General features: G+C 56.3%; 15 protein-coding genes. 5 read left to right on the forward strand and 10 right to left on the reverse strand.

Features of this window, described 5'->3' with window-relative positions:
* Nucleotides 1-64 precede the first annotated feature (64 nt).
* A complete protein-coding gene (locus tag C0560_RS02600) occupies nucleotides 65-271 on the forward strand; it encodes a DUF1107 domain-containing protein (RefSeq protein WP_012015808.1) in 207 nt (68 codons plus the stop codon).
* A gap of 74 nt (nucleotides 272-345) precedes the next feature.
* Here the strand turns inward: C0560_RS02600 and C0560_RS02605 are convergent, their stop codons facing one another.
* The 6 genes from C0560_RS02605 to C0560_RS02630 form a co-directional block, all read right to left on the reverse strand.
* Entirely contained in the window at nucleotides 346-1,683 is a 1,338-nt protein-coding gene (locus tag C0560_RS02605) for a hemolysin family protein (RefSeq protein ID WP_100777858.1), read from the reverse strand.
* Nucleotides 1,684-1,876: 193 nt separating this feature from the next.
* Complete coding sequence (locus C0560_RS02610) at nucleotides 1,877-3,415, reverse strand: MFS transporter (RefSeq protein ID WP_248859559.1); 1,539 nt, start codon at nucleotides 3,413-3,415, stop codon at nucleotides 1,877-1,879.
* A 58-nt stretch (nucleotides 3,416-3,473) separates the two neighbouring features.
* Nucleotides 3,474-4,499 carry a Gfo/Idh/MocA family protein gene (locus C0560_RS02615; protein WP_248859560.1) on the reverse strand — a complete coding sequence of 342 codons (1,026 nt, stop codon included), beginning with the start codon at nucleotides 4,497-4,499 and terminating at the stop codon, nucleotides 3,474-3,476.
* Between the two features lie 12 nt (nucleotides 4,500-4,511).
* Complete coding sequence (locus C0560_RS02620) at nucleotides 4,512-5,579, reverse strand: Gfo/Idh/MocA family protein (RefSeq protein ID WP_123429600.1); 1,068 nt, start codon at nucleotides 5,577-5,579, stop codon at nucleotides 4,512-4,514.
* Between the two features lie 2 nt (nucleotides 5,580-5,581).
* Nucleotides 5,582-6,760: a Gfo/Idh/MocA family protein gene (locus C0560_RS02625; protein ID WP_248859562.1), complete on the reverse strand. Its 1,179-nt coding sequence runs from the start codon at nucleotides 6,758-6,760 to the stop codon at nucleotides 5,582-5,584.
* A 17-nt stretch (nucleotides 6,761-6,777) separates the two neighbouring features.
* Entirely contained in the window at nucleotides 6,778-7,932 is a 1,155-nt protein-coding gene (locus C0560_RS02630) for a Gfo/Idh/MocA family protein (protein ID WP_248859564.1), read from the reverse strand.
* A 190-nt stretch (nucleotides 7,933-8,122) separates the two neighbouring features.
* Between C0560_RS02630 and C0560_RS02635 the strand changes: the two genes are divergently transcribed.
* Nucleotides 8,123-9,181: a LacI family DNA-binding transcriptional regulator gene (locus C0560_RS02635; RefSeq protein ID WP_248859566.1), complete on the forward strand. Its 1,059-nt coding sequence runs from the start codon at nucleotides 8,123-8,125 to the stop codon at nucleotides 9,179-9,181.
* Here C0560_RS02635 and msrA read toward each other — a convergent pair whose 3' ends face one another.
* Nucleotides 9,182-9,823, reverse strand: coding sequence for a peptide-methionine (S)-S-oxide reductase MsrA (gene msrA, locus C0560_RS02640; RefSeq protein ID WP_100777851.1), 642 nt, complete (start codon nucleotides 9,821-9,823; stop codon nucleotides 9,182-9,184).
* Nucleotides 9,824-10,047: 224 nt separating this feature from the next.
* On the opposite strand from msrA, the gene tamA reads away from it, so the two are divergent.
* The 3 genes from tamA to C0560_RS02655 are packed head-to-tail and all read left to right on the forward strand — an operon-like array spanning nucleotide 10,048 to nucleotide 15,901.
* Complete coding sequence (tamA, locus tag C0560_RS02645) at nucleotides 10,048-11,781, forward strand: autotransporter assembly complex protein TamA (protein ID WP_100777850.1); 1,734 nt, start codon at nucleotides 10,048-10,050, stop codon at nucleotides 11,779-11,781.
* Nucleotides 11,778-15,554 (forward strand): autotransporter assembly complex protein TamB, encoded by a 3,777-nt coding sequence (gene tamB, locus C0560_RS02650; protein ID WP_248859568.1) that lies wholly within the window; start codon nucleotides 11,778-11,780, stop codon nucleotides 15,552-15,554. Before tamA ends, tamB begins: the two co-directional genes overlap by 4 nt.
* A 2-nt stretch (nucleotides 15,555-15,556) precedes the next feature.
* The gene (locus C0560_RS02655) at nucleotides 15,557-15,901 is read left to right on the forward strand and encodes a gamma-glutamylcyclotransferase (RefSeq protein WP_248859569.1); all 345 of its coding nucleotides are present in this window, start codon (nucleotides 15,557-15,559) and stop codon (nucleotides 15,899-15,901) included.
* Between the two features lie 42 nt (nucleotides 15,902-15,943).
* Here the strand turns inward: C0560_RS02655 and C0560_RS02660 are convergent, their stop codons facing one another.
* From C0560_RS02660 to ppa, 3 genes are all read right to left on the reverse strand, one after another.
* Nucleotides 15,944-17,926, reverse strand: coding sequence for a TonB-dependent receptor domain-containing protein (locus C0560_RS02660; RefSeq protein WP_107702370.1), 1,983 nt, complete (start codon nucleotides 17,924-17,926; stop codon nucleotides 15,944-15,946).
* Nucleotides 17,927-18,001: 75 nt separating this feature from the next.
* Entirely contained in the window at nucleotides 18,002-19,072 is a 1,071-nt protein-coding gene (locus tag C0560_RS02665) for a YncE family protein (protein WP_248859571.1), read from the reverse strand.
* Nucleotides 19,073-19,257: 185 nt separating this feature from the next.
* The gene (gene ppa / locus C0560_RS02670; protein WP_064324598.1) at nucleotides 19,258-19,788 is read right to left on the reverse strand and encodes an inorganic diphosphatase; all 531 of its coding nucleotides are present in this window, start codon (nucleotides 19,786-19,788) and stop codon (nucleotides 19,258-19,260) included.
* Between the last annotated feature and the right edge of the window lie 252 nt (nucleotides 19,789-20,040).

A 20,040-nucleotide genomic window follows, 5' to 3' on the forward strand; every position in this document is an offset into this window, starting at 1 on the left:
GCGCTCAGGACAGTCGGCCCGATTGTGGCGCCGCAAGAGCGTATGATTCGCAGGAGATACAAGAATGAAAATTTTCCAACGCTACAACCCGCTTCAGGTGGCGAAGTACGTGAAGATCCTGTTCCGAGGACGGTTGTACATCAAGGATGTTGGCGCTTTCGAATTTGATAAGGGCAAAATTCTTATCCCGAAAGTGAAGGACAAACAGCACTATTCTGTGATGTCCGAAGTCAACCGCCAGGTTATGCGTCTGCAAACTGAGATGGCTTAACCGCGTGCTATGCAGTAGTTAAAGCAGTATATAAAAACGGCTCCCATTGGGAGCCGTTGATGTTTGTGGGGCACTTACGCCGAGGCTTTCTCTTCCGCGTCCGGCAGCTTCGGCACCAGCACGGTCGGTTTGTTATCGATGCGTGTCACCAGCAGCTGGTCGATGCGGTAGTTGTCGATATCCACCACTTCAAACTTATAGCCGGAGAACTTCACCGAGTCGGTACGTTTCGGGATTTTACGCAGCATAAACATCATAAAGCCGCCAATCGTCTCGTAGTTGCCCGACTGCGGGAATTCGTCGATATCCAGCACGCGCATCACGTCTTCAATCGGCGTGCCGCCATCCACCAGCCATGAGTTCTCATCGCGCGCGACGATCTGCTCTTCCAGACCCTGGCCGACCAGGTCACCCATCAGGGTGGTCATCACGTCGTTGAGCGTAATGATACCTACGACCAGCGCGTATTCATTCATGATCACCGCGAAGTCTTCGCCCGCAGTTTTGAAACTTTCCAACGCTTCGGAGAGCGTCAGGGTGTCCGGCACAATCAGGGTATTGCGGATCTGCACACCGCTGTTCAGCGCCAGGCTTTGGTTAGCCAGCACGCGGTTCAGCAGGTCTTTTGAATCGACGTAGCCGATGATGTGATCGATATCTTCGTTACAGACCAGGAACTTGGAGTGCGGATGCTCGGCCACTTTGTTTTTCAGGCTCTGCTCGTCTTCGTGCAGATCAAACCAAATCACGTTTTCGCGCCCGGTCATGGAGGACGGCACGGTACGGGATTCGAGTTCAAACACGTTCTCGATCAGTTCATGCTCCTGCTTACGCAGAACACCTGCCAGCGCACCGGCTTCAAACACCGCGTAAATATCATCAGACGTGATGTCATCTTTACGCACCATTGGCAGTTTGAAGAGGCGGAAAATGGTGTTTGCCAGGCCGTTAAAGAACCAGACCAGCGGACGGAACACGTACAGGCAGAAGCGCATCGGGTTGATGATGCGCAAAGCCACAGCTTCTGGCGCAATCATACCGATGCGTTTCGGGGTTAAATCCGCGAACAGGATGAACAGGCCGGTCACCAGTGAGAAGGAGAGAATAAAGCTCAGCTGCTCGGACAGTTCAGGCGAGAAGTACTTCGAGAACAGGCTATAGAAGGCCGGAGAAAAGGCGGCGTCACCCACGATACCGCCGAGAATGGCGACGGCGTTCAGACCGATTTGCACCACGGTAAAGAACATACCGGGATTTTCCTGCATTTTCAGGATGCGTTGTGCATTGAGATTGCCATCGTCGGCAAGCAGTTTAAGTTTGATCTTGCGGGAGGCGGCCAGCGAAATCTCAGATATCGAGAAAAATGCACTGACGGCAATAAGACAAAGTATTACTAAAATACTGTTTAACATAGTTTATCCGGCTTCTCGCCAGATCCTCGGAAGGGAAGTTGATTTCGTTTGTGTGAAGACACATTGAACATCGGCTCGTAGCGTTGAGCCGATTATTTCAGCGGGTAGTATAGCGTAAACGTGTGTAAATCCGCCAGAGGTCACATTTTTGGCAAAAACAGGCCGGGCAGGCGTGTGCTGCCCGGCCCCTTAATTAGGACAAACTGACATTATCCACCGGTCGCCGTGCGGCGTTACCGCCCCAGACCTCGTCGTACTCATAGCCCGTGAGCTGTTTAATGACCACCCGGGTATGCGCATCGCAGTCGCGGTAATCGCCGCCCAGCTTGCGACGGGCGATCTCTTTGAGCAGCAGTTTGTGGGTGTCGCGCGTTAGGGTGAATTTATAGGTAGTGATGAAACTCACCGCCAGCAGCGCGGAGGTGGCGAACAGCATCAGGCCGATAATGGCGTACAGGGCCGATTCAGGCTGCGCACCGTTGCCTTTCACAAACCCGGACTCCTGCAACACCACGCCGATCAGCATGATCGCCAGCGCGACGGTGCTTTTACGCGTCAGCACCATGACGCCGGCAAAAATCCCCTCCCGGCGCTGCTGGGTGACCATCTCGTCGATGTCAGGAATAAAGCTGTAGATGTTCCACGGGATGTAATACAACCCGGCACGCGCCGCGCCAAGCAGAATAAAGACCGCCGAGAACAGCAGGGCAGGGACCTGGGTTTCCGTGTAATAGACGGCGAACAAGAACGCCAGCACGAAGAATATACAGCCGTAAGCGATTCGCAGCGCCGCCGACGGGGAAATATTCAGCCGGTTTAACAGCAGCATAAATCCGTAAGTGCCCGGCACCGAGGCGAACGCGGCGATACTGAGCCAGCCGGAAACCGCCGCTGCGTCCTGACTCAGACAATAAACCACGTAATAAGTAAAAACTGAACCGAACACATCCATCGCGGTAAACGAGAAAATATAGATGATGATGTGTAAACGAAAGGCGCGAATTTGGAAGGCGGAGAAGAGATCCAGTACCAGATATTTCAGGTGATTGAGTAAACCGCTACTGCGGTGGGTCTCAATTTTAAAATCGGACTCCTGATGTACATCTTTCGCCTCCCAGGTGGTGCGCCAGGTAATAAATACCGCGAGACAAAAGACGCAGGAGAAGATTAATCCGGTGAGGGTATAAGTAAACGGATTATCTTTCCCGGTGAAATGCATAATCACGCCGGGCACAGACACCGCCAGAAAACCGCCGAGCTGGGAGCAGATCATCCGCACTCCGGACAAGCGGCTGCGCTCTTCGTAGCGGTTGGTCATCTCAGCCGCCAGCGTTTCCCACGGTACCAGCACCATCGCCGACAATAATTCAATCGACAAATAGGTGCCGAGATAATACCAGTAGCCCATATCGGTTACCCACAGCAGGGCATATAAAAACATCAGCGGTGAACTTAATAATAAAAAGAAGCGGCGGCGACCAAATTTTCGCCCGAGCCAGGTATTGCCAAAATTGTCGGTGATATAACCCATGATCGGGCTTAATACGGCGTCAATGACTCGCGCAATAGCAAAGATAGAACCGGCTTCGAGCACGCTCAGTCCGCAATAGGTGGTATAAAAAAATAACAGCCAGGTGCCAATAATGGCGAAAGCGCCTCCGCCAAACAGATCGGTTATGCCGTAGCCAAGCGCCACACCATAACCAACCCTGCGTTCAGTTGGTTTGACCATAATATTGATACTCAGAGTAGGGTTATTATGAACCAGATTTATTCTGGCCGATTTTTATTCACTGCTGATTAATCTCAATCCATTGCCGAATCTGGGATGAACGATAAATGGCCTCCACAAGGTTGATTGATTTTCCGGCTTCGCGAATATCGGTGTAATCCGCTTTTTCCGGGTTTTGGATGGCGGCATAAAAACCGCCAATCGCGTGCTGGTGGCCTAAACCCCAGTAACTTTTTGCGACACCGTTTGGCGATGCGTCGCTTACCAGTTTCACCCGCTCGCCGTTGCACAACCGCCACAGGGCGTTATCGCACAGCTGCAAGGTGCCGTTTTCGCAGTGAATCTCGAGCAGCAGCGGCGAGTCGGTGGTGTGGCAGTTAGTGGCGTAAAACAGGCCACGCGCGCCGTTGGTGAAGTGCAGCGTCGCCATCGCGCTGTCCTCGGCTTGCGTCACGTCGGCCAGCTCGCCGCTGTCGACGACCCCTTTCAGGCGCGTCACGCCGCCCGCAAACCACTGCATCAGATCGAGGGTGTGAATCGCCTGATTGATCAGCAAGCTCCCGCCCTCGGTGGCAAAACGCCCGCGCCAGGGGCTTTCGGTGTAATAAGCGCCCGAACGCGACCAGGTGAGCACGGCTTTGATACTCAGCATCTTGCCCATCTCACCCTCTGCCAGCTCCCGTCGGATGCGCTGGCTGGTGGGGTTGAGCCGGTTCTGATAACACACGCCAAGCAGCCCCGCCGCATTCTGCGCGGCGTGCGCGATCTCAGTGATTTCGCCGCCGTTCATCCCCACCGGCTTTTCGCAGAACACATGCTTCCCTGCCGCAAGGGCCGCCAGAATCATCCGTTTATGCTCGAAATGCGGCGTGCAGATGTGAATCACGTCGATTTCGTCATCCAGCAGCATCTCCTGATAATCCTGATAAAAGCGGCACTGATACGCCATCGCCAGCTTCAAACCGACTTCGCTGTTGATATCCGCCAGCGCGCGCAGGGTCACGCCAGGCATCTGGCGCAGGGCATTGACGTGGCAGCTGTGGATCGCACCGCCGCCGATAAGGGCTGCATTGAGCGTTTTCATCCGCACCTCTCGTTAATCCGCCGCGTTTGCCAGCATTTGCGCTTTCACGCACAGCTCGGCCGCTTTAAAGGCGTGCGCCTGGGTCATCGCGTTTTCGGTGCGATTCAGGCAGTCCAGAATTAGCTCGCCAAAGAACGGGAAACCGACCTGACCCGCCACCGGATAGCGGAATTCGCCCTCGTTGTTGACGAGATAGACCACGTCCTGTTCGCCGCGCGTGAGATCGACATATTTACGAATTTCGATATACCCGTCGGTGCCGAGCAGCGTCAGACGCCCATCGCCCCAGGTTGATAGCCCGTTGGGGGTAAACCAGTCGCAGCGGAAGTAGCCGCTGGCCCCGTTTTCACCCTTGAGCATCGCGTCGCCGAAATCTTCAAAATTGGGGTGGTGCGGATGGTTGAAATTTCGTGCCTGGCTGGCGACCACCGTGGCCTCGTGGTTGCCGGTGTAAAACAGGAATTGCTCGATCTGGTGGCTGCCGATATCGCACAGAATGCCGCCGAAATAGCGCCGCTCGTAGAACCAGTCCGGGCGGCCTTGCCCTTCGCGGTGCGGGCCCGTGCCGAGGGTCTGTACCACGCGACCTATCGCCCCCTGTTTCACCAGTTGGCCGGCAAACACTGCGCTTTCGACGTGCAGACGCTCGCTGTAATAGACCGCGTATTTACGCCCGGTTTTCGCCACCATCGTTTTGGCATCGTCGAGCTGCTCCAGCGTGGTCAGCGGCGCTTTGTCGGTGAAATAGTCTTTACCTGCGGCCATGGCCTTCAGCCCCAGCGCGCAGCGCTCGGACGGAACCGCCGCCCCGGCGACCAGCTGCACGTCGCTGTCGGCAAGAATCACCTCCAGCGAGTCAGCGACCTTCACCTGCGGATACTGCTGCACAAATTTATCCACTTTCGCGGGATCGGGATCGTAGACCCATTTCAGCGTCGCCCCGGCCTCCATCAGCCCGTTGCACATGCCGTAGATATGGCCGTGATCGAGAGCCGCCGCCGCAAAGACAAATTCACCGGGCTGGACCACCGGCTGTGGTTTGCCCACGGGCGCGTAATTCATACCGTCATGTTTATTCATGGTCAGATCCCCTGGTCCAGATTTTTGCCTAATGGAATGGCGCCGGTTTCGCTGAAATTGGCGACGCTGGCGGATTTTTGGTAGAAGCGCGGGGCGAGCACGTTGGTGCCACCGGTGCGATAGAACGGGTCATCGCGGGAGATAGGCAGTCGGACCACACTTCCGGTGATGGACGATTTATAGATGGCGGTGATGAGTTCAAGGGAGCGTTTGCCCTGCACGCCATCGACCAGCGGAGCGGTTTGCTGTTCAACCGCGCGCAGCAGGTCGTGGATCTGCCCGGTGTGCAGCGTCCACTCGAGTTTGGGCGTCTCGTGAAATACCGCATTCAGCTGCGTTTCGCGCGTCGTATCGTTCGTGGGCTGCGGGAAACCGTTGTCGGCGCTGACGCTGGCGAACACCTCCCACGGCGCGGAGATCCGCGCTTTCTCACCCTGAATCACAATCTTCTGATCTTCTCCGTGGTGCACCACGGAAGCGGTGAGCTGCGTGAGTGCGCCGCTGGGGTATTTGAAAATCGCGGCGCTCAGATCTTCCACTTCGGCGTTGTCGTGGGCGACGTTGGTCATCATCGCCACCACTTCCGACGGAAAGCCCAGCATCCACTGGATGGCGTCGATGTGGTGAACCGCATGGTTGAGGGTGCAGCCGCCGCCCTCTTTCTCCCAGGTGCCGCGCCACCACAGGTCGTAATAGCAGTGGCCGCGCCACCAGAACGAGTCCACCTGCGCGTGGCAGATTTTGCCCGCCAGGCGGGAATCCAGCGCTGCTTTCAGCCGCCAGAAGGCGTCGGTAAAGCGGTTCTGGGCGATGATCGACAGGGTTTTTCCGCTGGCTTGTTGCGCGGCAATCATCGCGTCGCACTCCTCAAGCGACGCGGCCATCGGTTTTTCACACAGGACGTGACACCCGGCGTTCAGGGCGTCGATGCTGATTTCGGCGTGGACGTAGGGCGGCGTGCAGACGTCGACGATATCAATATCCGCTTCGGCGGCCAGCATCTGCTGGTGGCTTTCATAGATGCGCGCGTCATTCAGGCCGTAGCGCGCTTTTTTCTCGTGCGCTTTTTCCGGGTAGATGTCCACCAGCGCCACGATGGTGCAGCGCTGGCCGAACTGCAAATAGCTCTGAATATGGTTATGCGAGATGTTCCCTGTTCCCACGATGGCGATTTTTAACATCGTTCTTTTCTCCGGTGTTACCAGGTGCCTGAGGCATCCAGGGTGCGGCTGGTGGTCTCTTTGTCCACAGAGGTGGCGATGCGCTGTTGCAGCAGGCGCAGGTACTGTTTCTCGTTGAGCGGGAGCGTGACCCAGTCGTCCGTCCAGGTTGATAAATGCATGGCGTTGGAGAGCGTCAGGCCGTTGATCCCCTCAAGCCCGGGCGCAATCAGCGGCTCGCCGCGCAGCACGGCGGCGCAGAAGTTGGCGGTAATGACGTGGTGTTCGCTGCATTCCGCAGCGACCGGGATGGAAACCTCCCAGCACTCCGGCTCGCCAAAGCCGTTTTGCCAGCGGGCGTTAAAGTCGGTTTCGGACTCCCGCAGCCGCCAGTAGCGCAGTTTTCCCTCTTCGACCACCACTTTGCCGCGATCGCCGGTGATCTCCAGCCGGTTGGTTCCCGGTGTTTCGGCGACGGTGGTGATAAACACCCCGGTCGCGCCATTGGCGTATTCGGCGTAGGCGGTCACCTCGTCTTCCACTTCAATCTGACGATGTTTACCGAACTGGCAAAACGCCCGCAGCCGCACCGGCATCCCGACCAGCCACTGCCAGAGATCGAGCTGATGCGGGTCCTGGTTGAGCAGTACGCCGCCGCCTTCGCCCTTCCAGGTGGCGCGCCAGCCGCCGGAGTTGTAGTAGCTCTGCGAGCGGTACCAGTTGGTGATAATCCAGTTAGAGCGGCGGATTTCGCCCAGCTCGCCGCTGTCGATCAGATCTTTCACTTTCAGATACAGCGGGTTAGGGCGTTGGTTGTACATGATGCCGAACACTACGTCGCACTCGCGTGCGCAGGCGTTCATCTCCTGCACTTGTGCGGTGTAGACGCCCGCCGGTTTCTCGCACAGGGTATGAATGCCGTGGCGCATCGCCATGATGGAAAGCCGGGGGTGATCGTAGTGGGGCGTGGCGACAATGACTGCGTCGATCAGCCCGCTGGTGAGCAGCTCTTCGGCCTCATGAAAGAGCGCGACGGACTCGCCGACGAGCTGCCGAATGGCGTGATGTTTTTCGGGATCGTTTTCGCAGACCGCCGTCAGACAGGCATCTTTAACGACACCCGCTAACAGATAGCGCGCATGAACCGTGCCGATATTGCCGATACCAATAATGCCAAACCGTACCTTTTCCATGTCACACCTTAAGTCGTTAAAAAGAGTGATGAGGGGAAAATAGGAAAGGCGAACCGCAGCGACAATGTGTTTTTGTGAGAATACTCGCAAGGCGCATAAGTAAACACCTACGCCCGGTAGATTTGGTTTTAAAATCAACAGGCTGTTTCTGCAAATAATTGCAAAAACTGAATGCGAGCGAGGTCACACTATGCCGGGCAAGCTAAAAATGGACGAAATTGCGGCGTTGACGGGCTACTCCGTCAGCACCGTTTCCAGGGTTTTAAGCGGCAAATCCTATACCAGCGACAAGGCCCGCGAGGCTATAGTGCGCTGCGCGCGGGAACTTGGCGTGCTGGCGTCCATGGCGAGCGGGCGGCTGCTGATTAACGGCATTGCGGTGTTTGCCCCAGAACGCACCTTTCAGGGACGCGGGGATATTTTTTATCTTGAGGTGACGAAAGGCATTGCCGAAGCCAGTGCGCCCCATGATGTCTGGATCAGTTATTGCGGATTAGAAGAACAGCGCGCAGACGTAAAATTATTTCTCGAAAAAGCCGGGCATAAAAATATTAACGCGATCATTATTATCGGCACTGATGATTCCACCATCTTTAAACTCGCCACCACCCTGAATAAACCCTGCGTTTTAATTAACTCCATCGATCGGGAAATGGCGCTCGATTCTGTTTCGCCCGATCATCGCGCCATCGGGTTTACCGCCATGCGCCATCTCTTCGAGCAGGGCCACCGCCGAATTCTGACCATGACCTGCCTGCGTCGTGAGACGCTCTACGCGCGCCTCGACGGCATTAAAGAGGCGTACCGCCATTTTCACGTGCCGTTCGACTCGCAAAACGATTTGATGGTAACCGAGTGGTTTACGGCGGAGGAGGCCGAGCGCGCCCTCGACGATTGGCTGGCCGGGCACGATAAAACCCAGTGGCCGCAGGTGATTTTTCCTAACAGCACCAGTATGACGGAAGGGGTGCTCAGGGCGTTGCAGCGTCGCGGTCTGCGCGTGCCGGAGGATATCTCCATTATCACCACCGATTTCACCTGGAATTTGCAAAACCGGCTGGATGCGCCGGTGACGGGCGTCACGGTGCCGTGTCGTGAGCTGGGGATTGAGGCGGTGCACCTGCTTCAGACGCGGCTGAACCGGCCGCAGGCGTCGGTGTTTAACCTGCTGTTGCAGGGCAAAGTGATGGATTTTGGATCGGTCAGTAATGCCACGCGCCACGCGGCTCGCGTGGCGCTGGATCAGTAATCAGGCCAACTGTGGCGGCAGGCAGACACCAATCCCGCCGATCCCGCAGTAGCCGTACGGGTTTTTGTGCAGATACTGCTGGTGGTCATCTTCCGCGTAGTAGAACGGCGTGGCGTTGGCGATTTCGGTGGTGACGTGACGCTTATCGCCCGCGGCATTCATCGCCTCCTGGAAGCGGGTCAGGCTGGCGCGCGCGGCGGCGTCCTGCTCCGGCGTCAGCGGGTAAATGGCGGAACGGTATTGCGTGCCGTGATCGTTACCCTGCTGCATCCCCTGGGCCGGATCGTGGTTTTCCCAGAAAACCTGCAATAATTGTTCGTAGCTGATGATCGCCGGGTCGTACACCACGCGCACGGCTTCTGCGTGGCCGGTATCACCCGAGCAGACTTCGCGGTAGGTCGGATTCGGCGTGTAACCGCCAGTGTAGCCCGCCGCCGTGCTGTAGACGCCCGGCAGTTGCCAGAACAGACGCTCGACGCCCCAGAAGCAGCCCATGGCGAAGAGGGCGATCTCCATCCCGTCCGGGACGTTAGTCATTGAATGATTGTTCACAGCGTGTAAGGTAGCGACCGGCATTGGCGTATTACGTCCCGGCAGTGCATCTGCTTGAGAAACAAGATGCTTTTTGTCGAATAAACTCACGGTAGGGCCTCCGGGGCAGCGATGTTTCAGTTAAGGTTGTCATGGAGCGTTTAATTGAACACAATAAATACGCTGAATGAGTCTAGATTTAAACATAAGAAATATTAGGCCTCTCGGCCATTTTTCAACCCTCTTATTGGGTTTTGGGCTTTATGCCGTGATACGCCGCGGAGCGGTACATCAATTGCTTCCAGGGGTGGAAACAAGGATATTCAGGAGAGAACGTGCCAAAGATCCGCCAGTTTTGTTTGGTCAGTTTATTGCTGACAAGCGGGGTCGCCAGCGCGGCGAATGTCCGTTTGCAGGTTGAGGGGTTATCCGGGACGCTGGAAAAAAACGTGCGTGCACAGCTGTCAACGATTGAGAGTGACGAAGTGACGCCGGACCGGCGCTTTCGCGCGCGCGTAGATGATGCGATCCGCGAAGGGTTAAAAGCGCTGGGCTACTACGAACCCACCATTGATTTCGATTTACGTCCACCACCGGCCAAAGGCCGTCAGGTGTTAATTGCCCGCGTTTCCAAGGGCGAGCCGGTGCTGATTGGCGGCACCAACGTGGTGCTGCGCGGCGGCGCGCGCACTGACCGTGATTATCTGGATCTGCTGGGCACGCGCCCGAAAGTTGGCACCGTGCTGAATCACGGCGACTACGACCACTTTAAAAAAGAGCTTACCAGCGTCGCGCTGCGTAAGGGCTACTTCGACAGCCAGTTCAATAAAAGCCAGCTGGGCGTTGCCCTCGACCGCCGCCAGGCGTTCTGGGATATCGATTACGATAGCGGTGAACGCTACCGTTTTGGCGACGTGACCTTCGAAGGCTCGCAAATCCGCGACGAGTATCTGCAAAACCTGATCCCTTTCAAAGAGGGCGATTACTACCAGTCAAAAGATCTGGCGGAGCTGAACCGCCGCCTGTCGGCGACCGGCTGGTTTAACTCCGTGGTTGTTGCGCCGGAATTCGACAAGGCGCGCAAAACCAAAGTGTTACCGCTGCACGGAGTGGTTTCACCGCGTACCGAAAACACCATAGAAACCGGTGTCGGTTACTCAACGGACGTCGGCCCGCGCGTGAAAGCGACGTGGAAAAAGCCGTGGATGAACTCCTACGGCCACAGTCTGACCACCAGCGCCAGTATCTCCGCCCCGGAACAGCAGCTCGATTTCAGCTATAAAATGCCGCTGCTGAAGAACCCGCTGGAGCAGTATTACCTGGTGCAGGGCGGCTTTAAGCGTACCGATTTAAACGATACGGAGTCTGACTCCACCACTCTCGCGCTGTCGCGCTTCTGGGACCTCTCCAGCGGCTGGCAGCGGGCGATTAATTTGCGCTGGAGTCTCGACCACTTTACCCAGGCAAACGTCACCAACACCACCATGCTGCTCTATCCGGGCGTGATGATCAGCCGTACCCGCTCGCGCGGCGGCCTGATGCCGACCTGGGGCGATTCCCAGCGTTACTCGATTGATTACTCCAATACCGCCTGGGGATCGGACGTCGATTTCTCGGTAGTACAGGCGCAAAACGTCTGGATCCGTACGTTCTATGACAAACACCGCTTTGTGACGCGCGGAAACCTCGGTTGGATTGAAACCGGCGATTTCGAACGTGTGCCGCCAGACCTGCGTTTCTTCGCGGGTGGCGACCGCAGTATTCGCGGCTACAAATACAAATCGATCTCCCCGAAAAATGACAAAGGCCAGCTGATGGGGGCCTCCAAACTGGCGACCGGCTCGCTGGAATACCAGTACAACGTCAGCGGCAAATGGTGGGGAGCGATGTTTGTCGACGGCGGTGAAGCGGTGAGCGATATCCGCAAAAGCGATTTCAAAACCGGTGCGGGCGTAGGCGTGCGCTGGCAATCACCGGTCGGGCCGATCAAGCTCGATTTCGCCGTTCCGGTCGGCGACAAAGACGAACACGGTTTACAGTTTTACATCGGTCTGGGGCCTGAATTATGAGTTTATGGAAGAAGATCAGCCTCGGCGTTCTGATTTTTATCGTGCTGCTGCTCGGCACGGTGGCGTTCCTGGTGGGCACCACCACCGGCTTGCATCTGCTGTTTAACGCGGCTAACCGCTGGGTGCCAGGGCTTGAGATCGGCCAGGTGACGGGCGGCTGGCGCGATCTGCGTCTGAAGAATATCCGCTACCAGCAGCCCGGCGTGGCGGTGAACGCGGGCGAGTTTCACCTTGCGGTTAAGCTCAGCTGTCTGCGTGACAGCAGCCTGTGCGTCAACGATCTGTCGTTAAAAGACGTCAACGTGGCGATAGATTCGGACAAAATGCCGAAATCTGCCCCTGTCGAGGAGGAGGACAGCGGCCCGCTGAACCTCTCCACTCCCTATCCGATTGCGCTGTACCGCGTGGCGCTCAATAACGTCAATATTAAGATCGACGACACCACCGTTTCGGTGATGGACTTCACCTCCGGCCTGCGCTGGCAGGAGAAAAACCTGACGCTGACGCCGACCTCTCTGCAGGGGCTGCTGATCGCCCTGCCGAAAGTGGCGAAAGTGGCACAGGAAGAGATCGTCGAACCGAAAATTCAGAACCCGCAGCCGGAAGAGAAACCGCTCGGCGAGACCCTGAAAGATCTCTTCTCGAAGCCGGTTCTGCCGGAGATGACCGACGTTCATTTGCCGCTCAATCTGAATATCGAAGAGTTTAAGGGCGAACAGCTGCGCCTGACGGGCGACACGGATTTGACCGTGTTCAACATGCTGCTGAAAGTGAGCAGCATCGACGGCACCATGAAGCTCGATGCGCTGGATATTGATACCAATCAGGGGAGCGTGAACGCGACCGGGCAGGCGCTGCTGCGCGACAACTGGCCGGTGGATATCACCCTCAACAGCGCCCTGAATATCGACCCGCTCAAAGGCGAGAAGGTGAAGCTGAAAGTGGGCGGTGCGCTGCGCGAGAAGCTGGAGTTTGGCGTGAATCTCTCCGGCCCGGTAGATATGGTGTTGCGCGGGCAGACTCAGCTGGCGGAAGCGGGTTTACCGCTGAATCTGGAGGTGGTGAGCGAACAGCTTTACTGGCCGTTTACCGGCGAAAAACAGTTCCTGGCCGATAAGCTGAAGCTCAAGCTGAGCGGTAAAATGACCGATTACACCCTGTCGTTCCGCACGTCGGTGAAAGGCGAAGGGTTACCGCCTGCGGATATCACTCTGGATGCCAAGGGTAACGAGCAGCAGATTAACCTCGATAAACTCTCCGTGGCGGCGCTGGAAGGCAAAACCGAACTGACGGCGCTGCTCGACTGGCAGAAAGCGATCAGCTGGCGCGGCGAGCTGAACCTCAAAGGGATCAACACCGCCAAAGAGGTGCCGGACTGGCCGTCGAAACTCGATGGGACGATCAAAACGCGCGGCAGCCTGTACGGCGAAAGCTGGCAGATGGAGGTGCCGGAGCTCAAAATCACCGGCAACGTGAAGCAGAATAAAGTGAACGTCGAAGGCTCTCTGCGCGGGAACAGCTATCTGCAGTGGATCATCCCGAAACTGCACGTGGCGCTCGGACGCAACACCGCCGATATCAAAGGCGAGCTGGGCGTGAAAGATCTCAATCTGGATGCCACCATCGACGCGCCAAATCTCGACAATGCCCTGCCGGGCCTCGGCGGCACTGCGAAAGGCTTAGTGAAAGTGCGTGGCACCGTCGACGCGCCGCAGCTGTTGGCGGATATTACCGCCAACAATCTGCGCTGGCAGGAGCTGTCCGTCGCGCGCGTTCTGGTGAAAGGTGACGTCAAATCCACCGATCAGATCGCGGGTAACCTGAACCTGCGCGTCGAGCGGATTTCCCAGCCGGATGTGAATATCAGCCTGGTCACGCTGGACGCAAAAGGCAGCGAGAAGCAGCACGATCTCCAGCTGCGCGTGCAGGGCGAGCCGGTCTCCGGCCAGCTGCATCTGACGGGGAGTTTCGACCGCAAAGAGGAGCGCTGGAAAGGGGTTCTGGATAATACCCGGTTCAGCACGCCGGTAGGGCCACTGACGCTGTCCCGCTCCATCGCGCTGGATTACCGCAACGCCGAGCAGAAAATCAGCATCGGGCCACACTGCTGGACTAACCCGAACGCCGAACTGTGCGTGCCGCAGACCATTGATGCCGGTGCGGAAGGGCGTGCGGTGGTGAATCTGAACCGCTTCGATCTCGCGATGCTCAAGCCGTTTATGCCAGAAACCACCGACGCGAGCGGCGTCTTTAGCGGTAAAGCCGATGTGTCCTGGGACACCACCAAAGAAGGGCTGCCGCAAGGTAACGTGACCCTCTCCGGGCGCAACGTAAAAGTGACCCAGACGGTGAACGACGCGCCGCTGCCGGTGGCGTTCGAGACGCTGAACCTGACGGCGGATCTGCATAACAACCGTGCGGAGCTGGGCTGGCTGATTCGCCTGACCAACAACGGACAGTTTGACGGCCAGGTGCAGATCACCGATCCGCAAGGACGGCGTAATCTGGGCGGTAACGTCAATATTCGCAATATGAACCTGGCGATGGTGAACCCGATCTTCTCCCGCGGCGAAAAAGCGGCGGGGATGCTCAGCGCCAATCTGCGTCTGGCGGGCAACGCCGAAAGCCCGCAGCTGTTTGGTCAGATGCAGCTCAACGGTGTGGATATCGACGGCAACTTTATGCCGTTTGATATGCAGCCGAGCCAGATCTCAATGAACTTCAACGGCATGAGCTCGACGCTGGCCGGGGTGGTGCGCACGCAGCAAGGGCAAATCAACCTCAGCGGTGACGCCGACTGGAGCCAGATCGATAACTGGCGCGCGCGCGTGGCGGCGAAAGGCAGCCGGGTGCGTATCACGGTGCCACCAATGGTGCGCCTCGACGTGTCGCCGGATGTGGTGTTCGAGGCGACGCCGAGCCTGTTTACCCTCGATGGCCGCGTCGATGTGCCGTGGGCACGTATCGTGGTTCACGACGTGCCGGAAAGCGCCGTCGGCGTTTCCAGTGATGAGGTGATGCTGAATAACGATCTGAAGCCGGTCGAAACCAAAAGCGCCGCGATTCCGATTAACAGTAACCTGATCATTCACGTCGGCAACAACGTGCGTCTCGATGCGTTTGGCCTGAAGGCGCGACTGACGGGTGACCTGAAAGTGGCGCAGGATCAGCAAGGGCTGGGCCTGAACGGGCAAATTAACATTCCGGAAGGGCGTTTCCACGCCTACGGCCAGGATCTGATTGTGCGCAAAGGTGAGTTGCTGTTCTCCGGCCCGCCGGACCAGCCGCTGCTCAACATCGAAGCGATTCGTAACCCAGAGTCGACCGAAAACGATGTGATTGCCGGGGTGCGTGTCACCGGAACGGCCGACGAGCCAAAGGCGGAGATCTTCTCCGATCCGGCGATGTCGCAGCAGGAAGCGCTCTCTTATCTGCTGCGCGGGCAGGGTCTGGACAGCCAGCAGAGCGATAGTGCGGCGATGACCTCAATGTTAGTCGGCCTGGGGGTTGCACAAAGTGGTCAGGTTGTGGGTAAAATCGGCGAGACGTTTGGCGTAAGTAATCTGGCGCTGGACACCCAGGGGGTCGGTGACTCTTCGCAGGTGGTGGTCAGCGGCTATGTACTGCCGGGTCTACAGGTGAAATATGGCGTGGGGATCTTTGACTCACTGGCAACTCTCACGCTACGCTATCGGCTGATGCCTAAGCTATATCTGGAAGCGGTGTCTGGCGTAGACCAGGCGCTCGATTTGCTCTATCAGTTTGAGTTTTAGCAATGCGAATATTTGTATACGGCAGTTTACGAACCAGGCAGGGCAACAGTCACTGGATGACGAACGCCCAGTTGCTGGGAAATTACAATATCGAGAACTACCAGTTGTACAGTCTGGGCCACTATCCAGGCGCGGTTCCGGGGAACGGGACGGTACAGGGTGAAGTTTATCGTATTGATAACGCTACACTTGCCGAACTTGATGCCTTGCGCACCAGGGGCGGTGAATATGCACGCCAGTTGATCCAGACCCCGTATGGCAGTGCATGGATGTACGTGTACCAGCGTCAGGTCGATGGATTGAAACTGATTGAAAGTGGTAACTGGTTAGACAGAGACCAGTACTGATAAAAACAACGCCACCTTCGGGTGGCGTTGTTTTTGGTACCCTTAAAATTCGATGCGCGCGCCAAGATTATACCGGCGTCCTTCGAGCTGCCCGTATTCTCCCCACGACGTTTCGCGTTTCGGATCCGCATCAAACAGGTTGTAAATCCCCGCCAGCAGCTGCGTGTTCTTATTCAGCTTGTAGCGCGCGCCGATATCGACCAGCGTGTAAGCCTCATACTTCGTGCCGCTGTTGCTGTCCCGGTTACTGCTGCGGTAGTTCGCGTTGCTCCACAGATCCAGCGACTGCGTTGCCGCCCAGTTCAGCGACAGGTTCGCCATGTGGCGCGGATAGTCGTTCAGCGCGTAGCCTTTATTCACACCAGATTTCTGCTCGCTGTGGTTGTAGGTGTAGTTCGCGTTCGCTTTCAGATCCTGAGTGATCTGCCAGTCGCCATTCAGCTCGATACCGTAAACATCCGCTTTGCTGACGTTAAAGTATTTATCGACGGAATCCGCTTTATAGCCGTTCACTTCGCACTGGTTGGTGGCGGTGGTTTCGCAAATCGTCTGCTCGGAGATTTTGTCCTTAAACTGGGTGTAGAAGACGGTGCCATCCAGCGATACGGCTTCCCCGGTCCAGTAGAGGCCCGTTTCGGCGTTGAGGCTTTTCTCTGGTTTCAGATCGTCGTTACCCACGGTCAGGAACGGATAGGGCGGCGTTGATCCGTGCGGCGTGACAAACTGATCGGAGGTGGCGCGCAGCTCCGGTTTTTTATAGCCAGCGGAGATCCCGCCTTTGAGCGCCCAGGCGTCAGAAATCGCCCAGTTGCCGTACAGTTTTGGTGTGATGTGCGCGCCGAAGTAGCTGTCGTAATCGCCGCGCGCGGAGGTGGTCAAGGTAAAGTCGTTAATCGTCCAGCCATCTTCCGCGAACAGCGCCCAGCCGTTGCGTGTCACTTTGGTGACCGGTTCGACGCCCGGCAGCGTTTTGCCCGACTCATAGAAGTGGTCGTTCAGCTCTTCGCGCGTGAAGTTCGCGCCGACGGTGAGTTTATGGTTATCGAAGGTAAAAGTGGTTTGCGAGTTGGCGACGTAGTTTTCCGTCTGCACGTACTCCGGCGAGGTGTTATCGAGCAGGTACTTCGAGCGCCCTTTCTCGTAGTTGATGTAGTTAGTGGTGGCAATGGTGTCATCCGCATACCAGCCGGTGTGCGTGAGCGTCACGGCGTCGCGATCGAACTTCCACATCCACGGCGTACCGCGTTTTTTGGTGCGGTTTTTTTCCTGCTCGCCGACAACCACATTCAGGTCAAAGAGGTTATTTTCGCTGGCCTTGAGGCCCAGAGTGGCATCGACAGATTTACGGTTGTGCTTGCCGAAGTAGTTCTGGCGCTCGTCATCGCGGCGATCCAGCCCGTCGGCGGCAATGCTCAGACCGAGTTTGTCCTGGATGAGCGGTCCCATTGCGAACAGGTTCAGCTGGCTGGTGTTGCCCAGATCTTTATGCTCCTGCAGCCAGGTATTGGCGGCGATAGCGCCGGTCCAGTCGGCCACGCCGTAGGGTTTTTTGGTGATCACGTTCACCACGCCGCCGATGGCGTCAGAGCCGTACAGGGATGACATCGGGCCGCGAATCACTTCGATGCGTTCGATGGCTTCCATTGGCGGTAAAAAGCCTGCTTCGGCACCGATATCCTGGCCGTAGGGGCGCGATTCGCTGGTGTTCTGTTTCACGCTATTGACCATAAACGCCGTGTAGCTTGAGTCCATACCGCGCATCATGATGCTGCCGTTGGCCATATCGCTGCCGCCGTTAGAGACCGACACGCCGGGGATATTTTTAATCGCGTCGCCGATGGTCTGGTCGGGCTGAATATCCAGCGTTTTGCGATCGATACTTGAAATCGTCGCGGGCGCTTCTTTTTTCTGTTGTGAAAAGCCGGTGGCGGTGACCACCATTTCATCATCTGCCTGCGCGGGTAAAACCAGTGTGCCGGTTAACGCCACCATGCCTGTGAACGTAATAAATTGACGCGTTTTCATAGCCATAAACCCAAAAGGAAAAATAAAAAAAAACACCCTGCGGTCTTACGCCGCAAGGTGTGGTGGATGATGAAATCAGAGCTTATCGAGCGTGATTTTGATGACGTAATCCGGTTTCTCTTTTGCCACTTTCTCGTCTTGTTTAATGCTGGCGTACAGCACGTTACCGTCGGAGGAGAGGGCGAGGCTGTTCGGCATCGCGGTGGTCGCAATGCTGTTTTTCAGCTGATATGTCTGGCTGTCGATAATGCTGATGAGCTTGGCGTTGCGGTGCGTGACGTAAACTTCGTGACGCTTTTCGTTATAGAGCACCGCCAGCGAGTTGGTGACGTCGATGTGCTGGAGCACCTTGCCGGTAGTGATATCCACCACCAGCACCTTCGGTAAATCCGGGTCGGTGAGGAAGGCGCGGTTGTTTTTGCTGTCGAGGGCGATATTCAGAAAGAAGTGTTTTTTCTCCGGTTCGACGCTGAACCGGCTGACGATGGTATCGCTTTGGGTATCAACAGCGATCAGGTCGTTGCGGCCATTCACCACGTACAGACGGTTTTTCTCCGCGTCCAGCGCCAGCCCGGTCGGGTACTCACCCATATTGGTCAGCGTGTTGATGAGCTGACGCTTTTTCGTATCCACCACCCAGACGATGCCTTTCTCCACCACGCCGGTAACGTACAGGCGGTGATGCTGTTTATCGAGCACCATTTCGCGGGTATGGGCGATATCTTTCGGGTTGCTGGTGTCGGCGAGCTGAATCACGGCCAGCTCCTTGCCGGTGCGCGTATCGATCAGGGTCACGGAGCCTTCGAGGGTATTGCCCACGTAAAGCGTCTGACTCTCTTCGTCCAGCACAGTTGCAAACGCGCGGCGCGTGGTTTCAATGACGCCCGTGCCGGTCAGATCTTCCAGGTTCAGCTTGTAGATTTTGCCGTTGGTTTTGTCTTTATCAAAAGAGGGGGCGCTGGCGGCAAACAGCACCTTTGCCTCTGCGTCGTAGGCCAGTTCGTAGACACCGTGGCCCACGGGCTGGGTGATAAAGTCTTTCTCTGGCAGGGTGGCCGAGTAACCAGACACGCTGGTCAGCATAAAAGCAGCAGTAACCGCGAGTGCGGCGGAGGCTTTGAGGGTCTTCACATTGTGTAGGGTCATTGACGTTTATTCACATTTATTTACGAAGTGAAAATGATAATGATATCTACTCTCATTATCAATTGAGTTGTGTGAACAACGGCTACCTTTTCTGGTAGGACAATAACCGGTTAATTGTTAAGGGGATATGGAATGACAGGCACAAAAAAGCCCCGACTCGCGGGGCTTAGCATTGGGCGTAAGAATTACTTCTTAGCAGCGCGCTCGAAGGATGCAACGATTTCAGCTTTCGCTGCTTCTGCGTTGTCCCAGCCGTCAACTTTAACCCATTTGCCTTTTTCGAGATCTTTGTAGTGCTCGAAGAAGTGAGTGATCTGCGCTTTCAGCAGTTCTGGCAGGTCGTTCACATCTTTAATGTGATCGTACTCTTTGCTCAGCTTAGTGTGCGGAACCGCAACCAGTTTCGCATCTTCACCGGCTTCGTCGGTCATTTTCAGAACGCCAACCGGACGGCAGCGAACCACAGAACCTGGGGCCAGTGGGTATGGCGTTGGGACCAGCACGTCTACCGGGTCACCGTCCAGAGACAGGGTGTGGTTGATGTAACCGTAGTTGCACGGGTAGAACATCGCAGTGGACATGAAACGGTCAACGAACAGCGCACCGGTGTCTTTGTCGATTTCGTATTTGATAGGATCTGCGTTGGCCGGGATTTCGATAACAACGTAGATGTCTTCCGGCAGTTCTTTACCCGCAGGGACGTTGAGTAAGCTCATGTGAGTGTCCTATATGTATGCTAAACAAGTGGCGAGTATTATAGCCAACTCGCGCCGAAAGTCTCCGCCTGTTTTCATTCTCATCCGCATCCTCGTGCCATTTTCAGACCCTTTCCATGACAGGAAAATCCATAAACTCAGCCGCATATTTAATGGGTGAATGAAAGCGATTACAAACTTGTGATTAACGTTTTATTCACTTTTCTGAAGTGTGATGTAACGCAATCCGTTACATCGCCCATTGGCTATAGT

The organism is Lelliottia sp. AC1 (assembly GCF_023278595.1).
Lineage (GTDB): Bacteria > Pseudomonadota > Gammaproteobacteria > Enterobacterales > Enterobacteriaceae > Enterobacter > Enterobacter nimipressuralis.

Excerpts from the sequence above, each read along its gene's own strand:
- C0560_RS02600 (WP_012015808.1), top strand. The coding sequence starts at position 65 with ATGAAAATTTTCCAACGCTACAACCCGCTTCAGGTGGCGAAGTACGTG.
- C0560_RS02605 (WP_100777858.1), bottom strand. The coding sequence starts at position 1,683 with ATGTTAAACAGTATTTTAGTAATACTTTGTCTTATTGCCGTCAGTGCA.
- C0560_RS02610 (WP_248859559.1), bottom strand. The coding sequence starts at position 3,415 with ATGGTCAAACCAACTGAACGCAGGGTTGGTTATGGTGTGGCGCTTGGC.
- C0560_RS02615 (WP_248859560.1), bottom strand. The coding sequence starts at position 4,499 with ATGAAAACGCTCAATGCAGCCCTTATCGGCGGCGGTGCGATCCACAGC.
- C0560_RS02620 (WP_123429600.1), bottom strand. The coding sequence starts at position 5,579 with ATGAATAAACATGACGGTATGAATTACGCGCCCGTGGGCAAACCACAG.
- C0560_RS02625 (WP_248859562.1), bottom strand. The coding sequence starts at position 6,760 with ATGTTAAAAATCGCCATCGTGGGAACAGGGAACATCTCGCATAACCAT.
- C0560_RS02630 (WP_248859564.1), bottom strand. The coding sequence starts at position 7,932 with ATGGAAAAGGTACGGTTTGGCATTATTGGTATCGGCAATATCGGCACG.
- C0560_RS02635 (WP_248859566.1), top strand. The coding sequence starts at position 8,123 with ATGCCGGGCAAGCTAAAAATGGACGAAATTGCGGCGTTGACGGGCTAC.
- tamB (WP_248859568.1), top strand. The coding sequence starts at position 11,778 with ATGAGTTTATGGAAGAAGATCAGCCTCGGCGTTCTGATTTTTATCGTG.
- C0560_RS02655 (WP_248859569.1), top strand. The coding sequence starts at position 15,557 with ATGCGAATATTTGTATACGGCAGTTTACGAACCAGGCAGGGCAACAGT.
- C0560_RS02660 (WP_107702370.1), bottom strand. The coding sequence starts at position 17,926 with ATGAAAACGCGTCAATTTATTACGTTCACAGGCATGGTGGCGTTAACC.
- C0560_RS02665 (WP_248859571.1), bottom strand. The coding sequence starts at position 19,072 with ATGACCCTACACAATGTGAAGACCCTCAAAGCCTCCGCCGCACTCGCG.
- ppa (WP_064324598.1), bottom strand. The coding sequence starts at position 19,788 with ATGAGCTTACTCAACGTCCCTGCGGGTAAAGAACTGCCGGAAGACATC.